This window comes from Thioclava sp. (assembly GCF_048263065.1).
Taxonomy (GTDB): domain Bacteria; phylum Pseudomonadota; class Alphaproteobacteria; order Rhodobacterales; family Rhodobacteraceae; genus Thioclava.
Genome location: NZ_JBLXEM010000029.1, coordinates 21684 through 28138 on the forward strand (window position 1 = coordinate 21684; position 6455 = coordinate 28138).

5 protein-coding genes and 1 tRNA gene are annotated in these 6455 nt (G+C 49.8%); 3 read left to right on the forward strand and 3 right to left on the reverse strand.

Going from position 1 to position 6455, the window contains the following annotated elements; all coding sequences use genetic code 11:
- Positions 1-34: 34 nt before the first annotated feature.
- Positions 35-1246 (reverse strand): S1C family serine protease, encoded by a 1212-nt coding sequence (locus ACN0SD_RS17955; protein ID WP_417809590.1) that lies wholly within the window; start codon positions 1244-1246, stop codon positions 35-37.
- 706 nt (positions 1247-1952) lie between these two features.
- Between ACN0SD_RS17955 and ACN0SD_RS17960 the strand changes: the two genes are divergently transcribed.
- Positions 1953-2147, forward strand: coding sequence for a hypothetical protein (locus ACN0SD_RS17960; RefSeq protein WP_417809591.1), 195 nt, complete (start codon positions 1953-1955; stop codon positions 2145-2147).
- On the opposite strand, the gene ACN0SD_RS17965 is transcribed toward ACN0SD_RS17960, so the two are convergent.
- Positions 2144-3586: a hypothetical protein gene (locus ACN0SD_RS17965; RefSeq protein WP_417809592.1), complete on the reverse strand. Its 1443-nt coding sequence runs from the start codon at positions 3584-3586 to the stop codon at positions 2144-2146. The genes ACN0SD_RS17960 and ACN0SD_RS17965 overlap by 4 nt on opposite strands.
- 283 nt (positions 3587-3869) lie before the next feature.
- On the opposite strand from ACN0SD_RS17965, the gene ACN0SD_RS17970 reads away from it, so the two are divergent.
- Together ACN0SD_RS17970 and ACN0SD_RS17975 are read left to right on the forward strand one after the other, a co-directional pair.
- On the forward strand, positions 3870-4994 hold the full coding sequence (locus tag ACN0SD_RS17970) for a hypothetical protein (RefSeq protein ID WP_417809593.1): 1125 nt from the start codon (positions 3870-3872) through the stop codon (positions 4992-4994).
- A 235-nt stretch (positions 4995-5229) separates the two neighbouring features.
- Positions 5230-6153, forward strand: coding sequence for a hypothetical protein (locus ACN0SD_RS17975; RefSeq protein ID WP_417809594.1), 924 nt, complete (start codon positions 5230-5232; stop codon positions 6151-6153).
- A 181-nt stretch (positions 6154-6334) separates the two neighbouring features.
- Here the strand turns inward: ACN0SD_RS17975 and ACN0SD_RS17980 are convergent.
- Positions 6335-6411: transfer RNA gene (locus tag ACN0SD_RS17980), tRNA-Arg, on the reverse strand.
- Between the last annotated feature and the right edge of the window lie 44 nt (positions 6412-6455).

A 6455-nucleotide genomic window follows, 5' to 3' on the forward strand; every position in this document is an offset into this window, starting at 1 on the left:
CTTAATTTTGGGGGATTGCCGAAAAAGCTAGCCTTTAGCCGGAGCATTGAACCAGGTGTGTGGCTTGCTGCAGGCGTTGAGCGATAGCTTCTCCATCCATAGGGTCGTCTCCCTTCGCTTCTAAGAATGCGATCCCGTTTGACGACAAGAAGACCTTTGCCAGATCCCCACGGACAGCGAAATTGACGTTCTGAGCGATATCCCCTGTCAGGTCTGCGATTTCCACCGCATCAAGCTTAGAAACCACAACACCCACTACATTGCCAAACCTATCCACTGCTGGGCCACCACTATTGCCAGGTTGGACTGGAGCCGAAATCTGAAGGTTGATCTCGTCGCCCCTCAAGCCTTTCAGGGCAGAGATCGAACCACGCCCGACGTTTAGGCCCCCTAGCAAACCATGCAACGGATACCCTGCGATTGTAATGTCCGCATTCAGCCCAGCGCTCTTGGTAGAAAACTGCAGCGGCTCTCCAAGGGGTGCGCCTGGTACTGAGATTGCGGCGAGATCGAAGGTATTGCTGGAAGCCAACAGATTTGCCTGATGCCCGTTCACCTTGATCGAGGAGCAACCATCAACGACATGGGCATTCGTCAGCAACACACCCTCAGTATTGATAAGGAAGCCTGTGCCAGTCCCAGACGCATCAGATGGCTCCCTGTTGGGTGCAGCGGGCTGTCTGCGGCGCTCTTCTGAAACCCCAACCTCACCTGACCCAGTGCCGGTATTCTCAGAAGCCTTCATTTCTTCAAGCAGAAGTCTCGCATTGCGCAGCAGTACACCATCCGTAGGAGGTACAAGGGAGGTTGCCCGCTCGGTGGAAATGCTAGAGATCATAAGTCCCAACTCAGGCTCGCTTCTGGCATCCCCGGTAATGAATACCGTTGACCAAGCACCATTGATGTACTCGCTTCTTGAGTAGGACGACCCCTTACTGTTCTTCGAAGAAGTTACCCAACGCGTATTGTCGCGAACCTTATAAACTTCATCACGAAAGGAAGCATTGCTCTCAACGAAGTCATGGTGCTTCGCAAGAAAGTCTGAGCTATACCTTCCGGTGACCACGTACAGCTCTTTGTGATTGTGCTTCCAAGCTGTGGACGTCCCAGATTGATCCGTTACGGTCATCAGGCTTGTCGGCATAGCGACATTCATGCCCAACCTGTCAAGAACCACCGGCCGCCACCCGCCTTCGTCGATGTCTACAACAAAAGTCATGGTTAAGAAGGCTGCATCAGAGTTCAAAGGCTCTCGATTATGCTCCTTTCGGGAGTAGGACTCTAAGGATGCCTGGCTACCTCGCCCCCAGACACCATCTAGCAGACCTGCATAGTGCCCAGCATGGGCCAGCCCGGCTTGCAGGAACCTCTTCTCTGATTTTGTAAGCGGTCTCGCATCGAACTCAGACCACAAGTCCGTTGGTGATCCTACCGGCTGTGATGACCCAGACCTCCAATCCACCTGTTGGATATACTGAGACCCTGTGGAGCAGTAAGCATCTGACGGCAGACTGCCCAGCCGAACGCTTCTATCAATGACAGCCCGAGATTCAGATTTTGCGACCAAGCCGAGGGCGATAGCATACCAGCCATTCTGACTTAGGTAGACATAAGCTTGGTCTTCAAAGTTGTTCTCATAAATCCACTGACGGGCCTCCAACAGAGTCGATCTAGAGGCCGCGATAATCGCACAGTCTTGCCCGCCAAAAAAACTCTGGGCCCATACGGGCGCGGCAGTTAGGCCTGAAAGGACGGCCGATAGGGCTACATAAGAAACTCGACGGAACATGGGATTAGACTACCGTTTTAAAGTTTGCAATCAAGCCTAGGTTCAATCAAAAGTTATCTAGTTTAAAGCTCGCACGGCAAGGCAATCTCGTCGTTTTTATTAGGGTCCAGAAGCGGAATTCGGGCGGATATTTTCAATTTCATGGCCGCTAAAGGTGCGCGACATGAATGGCGGAATGCGGACTTCGTTGCGTCATGCATCAATGGCAGCTCTACATAAAAACGGATTGAACGAACATAAAACTCTGATGGCAAAAATAGTAGATGCTGCCGCAAGCAGGGTTGGCGATATCCGTCGCAACAAACTACTGCTGGAAACACAGGCCTTGGCTGAGCAGCTCCCTTTAGGTCACAGTTAATTTCTCGCCAGTGCCCCGACGCGATAAGTGACAATCGATTTTGTGCCTTCGTTAATGAGGAGCTTCAGACTCATTACTCGCGTAGTGGGGTCTTTGTGCTCGATATGATCGAAGCTGCGTTTCAATAGTTTCCAAACATCCAAAATAGTGAGTCTATCCCCCTGACACGGAATCGAAAATTCGTGCCTAGTTATCAACGCAGCTTGAGACCGCTCAAAACTGCAACGGATGAATTCAATTGGCTTCTTTGTCTCTATTTCTCGTGTTGTTGTATACGCCCAAACATCAAAATCTAAGGAGAACAGTTCTAAATCTCGTCCACTGTGGACAGCCTCAAACTTAGTCGTGTCAGCGAGCTGTCCGTCCCTTTCACATGCCTCAATCGCATACCGGACCGTATTCACACATAGCAGGCTAGAAACAACTGTAGTTGGGTAGCTCATGTCGAGCGCTAGCGCTCGTTCGTTTTTCAGTCGGTGAGTTGTGAGTTTTATTTTGATTTCATTTCCGCTGTTAACCGATTGCTCCCGGAATTTCTTAACTGGTTCCGAAGCATAAATATCTTCCAAAGATTCCTTTATGACGATGTTATGTACAACAGCGATCAAAAACCGTGCTTCGCCCTTGTGCTCGTCTTGCTTATTTGGGTCCCACCGATAGGGACTCTTGAGAGAATGGTGTCGGAGCTTTCCTCGAAGAAGGACAAGGGCCTTAATTTTATCTCGAACACTGGCGTTAGAATTAAACAGATCAAACTTTTCATTTTTGCCGTTTTGGTTAGACTTTGAAAGCTCTACAGCAGCTTCCTCGATGCTCAAGCACAAAGCTTGCTTATTTGATAGCAATTCAACCTGCTGTGCCGTCTTAGTCTTTCCGTCGCAGTATCTGGTCTCCAAGAACAAGAACATATTGTTATAGGCATCTACATATCGCCCTGCTTCGAACGCGAGCCGGCCTTCGCGATAATGAGACGTCGATTCTATTCGATCATCTGTGATCGGATTAGCACAAAATGCCCTCCCGATCTGCTCAAAATCGCAGGCAGAATTGAGTGCTTGATCATAGCTAGATTTGAATGACTTTAAGTGAATGCGAGACTCTTCTTCGATATCCTCAGCGTGAAACTGCATCTCAAAACTATCGTAGTCCAAGTTAACGACCTGAATTCCGCTAACAACCGCTTGCCAGTTCATGATCCTCTTTCTCGCCAAGGCAGCGTAGCCACCATCGTTTATTTTCAGATTCGCGCTCCCGCTTGTTCCGCTCGGCTGTGTAAGGCTTGGAGCATGTTCAACACCCACGCCAGAAAATGAGAGGCAGACCCTCTTTAGAACATTGCCTTCCCGCTCCAAAAAGAAGGTCATGTTCTCCTGCTTGAGCGGCCAACCTTCCATAACCTCGACATAATTCTTCACATCAAAGGCAACCGTAATTATCATGCCACACACTCCTTACTCATTACCTGCCCCCGTCGTCCCTCTGTCATAACGAGGGTCCTTGGGTTTGATAATCGCCGGTTTCGGATGGGGCAAGCGTGCCGGGCTTTGCTGCCATTCGTTGCTCCTGCTTGGTTTCTTGTAATTCTGCGCTGGTTCCAGAAAGGCGAGTTAAAGCCGGTCATAGGTGGTATGTTGCACTTTTGTCTGGGACAGCAGACTAGGTAGGCATTACGAGTTAATTTTAAATCATGCTCCTATCAAAACTTGGTGGTTCGGCATCCCGATGGAAAACACAATTACGTTCGCAAATGAAACAGCCCGACAGATGGGGCTTCTCTTCAAATTTGTTCGCCAGATGAGCGAACTCGATTTTGCGGGGTCGCTCAGTGGCGAATTTCGGGGCGCACAGGATGCTGGTTGGTCCACCACGATTACAGCAGAACAAGTGTACGCGGAGTTGAGCGGGCGATTGGCTGCGGGCCCAGTAGAATCTATCGCTGACATAAGAGTAATTCTGCTTCTTTACAGTCAGTTATCTGAGGCGGGTGGCGTGTATGAAACCCTAAAGAATATGATGGGCATAGTGGAAGGTGCCCCATACAACCTTTGGCCCTTTCAGGACTTGGTGAGAGTGAGGAAGAATCCCAAACGCGTTATTGGACCAAACGCAAATGCCACGTTCCGCGATTTGGCGACCCATGCTCGGAAGATCGGTATGATAGGATTATCGTCGGCTCTAGAGAATGTCTTCCGTGACGATGTACGCAATGGGATGTATCACTCCGACTATATCCTATGGAATGATGGGTTGCGTCTGCGCCGAAGGAACGGTGGAAACGCGACGCGCATAGAGTACTCCGAAGTGTTTGACCTTGTTGGCATCGGTCTGGCATTCTTCGAAACCCTTAAAATGCTTAGAACGTCTGCGGTTCAGTCATATGATCCACCACAAGAGATCATCGGACGCTTTAGCGCAAACCCACCAATGCCCCACACGGTCGGTTTTGATTCCAAAACAGGGTCATTTTCTATCAGCTGCTCTTCACCCGGGCCAGTCACCTCGCCAGAGTATTTAGTGCAGGAAGCGATCAATAAGTATCTTGGTGGCCGCATCATGGTCGTGTTCAGAATGAGTGGCTGCCCCGTGACCTCGAACATTGACTTCCTTGACCAAGGTTTTGAGCCGTCTGAAATCGACCTGCCGCAAGACCAGTTTGCCGAGCTCTTGAATGACATTGAGGCACGTGGCTTGTGGGATGAACGAGAAGCTGAGATTAATCGCGAAGGCCTGTTAACCCTCAGCCCTTGGGGGTTTCGCTATCTTTTATCAGCAGGTGACCTTGAAAGCCTCGTTGGTGAGCCAGAATTTAGTATGGAATTTGTGCCTCCCAAAGCAGTAAAAAAGTGACGATGTGCATCGGTCCGGGTTAGCAACGAGCTTCCAACGAAGGTAACTGAAAGGCAACGAAGTGTTAGCCCGTTCTCGCTCGATTTCGCTGGGGCTGCGGATTACTGAAACTGCTCGGTCTGTAGAATTGGGCCCATTGCGGACTTCAGTCGCGAGGTGCGTCAATGACCGCTAAGGGTCGTTTCGTTTCATAGCGGTAGTGCACTTCAGGCGATGCCTCACTATATGTTGAAGTATGGAAAAAGAATCTAACGAAATTCAGATCAAACAGGACCTCCCACCGAAGAGAACACCGGTTGGCTGGTTTGAAGGAAGGATATCAGCTCGCGGGCTCAGCCTAGGCCTTGATGATGTGAAGGCGCTTTATCAGGAGCTTAGCATAATCAATCGCAAGTTTGGCGAAAACATTATTTCTGGATTGCCTACCGATCCAAAGATGTCTGGTGAGGAGTGGGGACGCTACAAGGATTTTTTACTCGAGGATGCATTCTGCCTCACAATCTCGATCTTAGGCGATCAGGACCAGCAGTTGTACGGCGAAAATGCGGAAGTTTTTGAAAGCGACAACCTCCCGCACCCGATCCAAAAAATCTATTTCAACAATATCACCGCATGGCAGCGGCATTCGCAAGATTCTAGGCCTCAGAACACAATTGAAGTTGACTTGGATTTTTCTAAACCACCACTTTTGGATCCGTTCTCTGTGCTGTCTGAACCGACGCCTAACTCCAGTAACGTGACGGTACGTGCCGATGACATGACGTTCTATAAAGCTGCGCTGCAAATTGTTGACACCAAACTCGCCAAACACCGCACATGGTATGCGGCAATACATCGATCATTTGCATACGATATGGGGGTGTGGTTGGTCGCTCTGCCGGCAGGCTTAGTCATTGCCACACACTATATGGAGCGCTGGCTGCCGGTTGGCGGCAATCTGGAAGCATTTCGCTGGGCGTTCTTCTTATATTCGCTTGGCATTGTTATCTTGGGGTACCGATTTTTGTCCGGTTACATAAAATGGGCTTTTCCAGTCAATGTCTTAGCTGAAAACAAGGACAAAAGCCTCCGACATCGAATTGCACTTGGCGGAATATTTGTTTGGTTAGCTTACAAAGCCGCCGATACAATCTACGCTCTGTTACCGTTTGCGCCCTGACAATCAAGGTCTGCTTCGGGGAAACTGCATTGCGGCATCTGAGGTCCTACAGGACGGCAGCTTTGGGCCGTTCCCGCTCGGCTAAAATTTCTGAATGCACCAAACAAATCTATTGACAGTCATTTGCATCGAATAGCGGCGATTTGCACGCTTATGCTCCATTGGCAAGCGGACATGCAAATGGCGCTCCCTGAAGGATTCGAACCCTCGACCTGCCGATTAGAAGTCGGCTGCTCTATCCAGCTGAGCTAAGGGAGCACTCGGCCGCTTATAGGGGCAAGCCTTGCCTTGCATCAAGAGGA

What these genes read in the sequence shown, in the direction of transcription:
- ACN0SD_RS17960 (WP_417809591.1), top strand. Translation starts at nt 1,953, where the DNA reads ATGAATGGCGGAATGCGGACTTCGTTGCGTCATGCATCAATGGCAGCT.
- ACN0SD_RS17965 (WP_417809592.1), bottom strand. Translation starts at nt 3,586, where the DNA reads ATGATAATTACGGTTGCCTTTGATGTGAAGAATTATGTCGAGGTTATG.
- ACN0SD_RS17970 (WP_417809593.1), top strand. Translation starts at nt 3,870, where the DNA reads ATGGAAAACACAATTACGTTCGCAAATGAAACAGCCCGACAGATGGGG.
- ACN0SD_RS17975 (WP_417809594.1), top strand. Translation starts at nt 5,230, where the DNA reads ATGGAAAAAGAATCTAACGAAATTCAGATCAAACAGGACCTCCCACCG.